This is a genomic window from Spirosoma harenae (assembly GCF_054776975.1).
This window is the reverse complement of record NZ_BAAHBD010000036.1, coordinates 1-546: the sequence shown is the minus strand read 5'-3', so window position 1 is coordinate 546 and position 546 is coordinate 1. Positions and strand designations below refer to the sequence as shown.

Sequence of the window (546 nt, the reverse complement as noted above, 5' to 3'; positions counted from 1 at the left end):
GGTTGTGCGGGCGCATTGACCACGCTCAACGTCCCGTTCAATGCGCCACCAGCCCCTATCATTCGTACCAATCGAACCTCGCTCTGTTCCGGCGACTCGGTCACCCTTTCGGCCTCCGGCTGTCCGGCGGGGTCCACCGTTCGCTGGTCCACCGGGTATACTGGACTGATACTGGTTTTGGCTCCATCGGCCACCGATATCTATACCGCCATGTGCGCCATTGATCAGGTCGTTAGTCAACCCTCGAATCAGGTTCGGGTGACAGTAGGCAATAGCCTGACCGTAGTCGGGTCAACCACCTACTACATCGGCCAAACCATTTCCCTGACGGCCATTTCCTCGACACCTGGCAGTTTGACCTACGTCTGGAGCGGACCGGCAGGCTTTACCCAGTCAGGTCCGGTGCTGGAGCGGCTGGGGTCGGCAGCTACCTACAGTGGCAGTTACACGGTGGTGGCTCAGGCCAGCTCAGGCTGTACAGGTCGACAACTCGTTTCTATTATAGTCGCGGGCTACCTCAACGCCATCCAGACGCTACCTCTGAGT

Annotated in this window: 2 protein-coding genes; one reads left to right on the top strand and one right to left on the bottom strand. The window is 59.0% G+C overall.

What is annotated here, in order from left to right; translation table 11 throughout:
• The coding region (locus ACYVE4_RS29855; protein ID WP_461044081.1) for a hypothetical protein at positions 1-240 on the bottom strand (240 nt) is incomplete at its 3' end.
• On the opposite strand from ACYVE4_RS29855, the gene ACYVE4_RS29850 reads away from it, so the two are divergent.
• A partial coding sequence (locus tag ACYVE4_RS29850; RefSeq protein WP_461044080.1) for a hypothetical protein occupies positions 211-546 on the top strand: 336 nt, incomplete at its 3' end. The two genes, ACYVE4_RS29855 and ACYVE4_RS29850, sit on opposite strands and share 30 nt — an antisense overlap.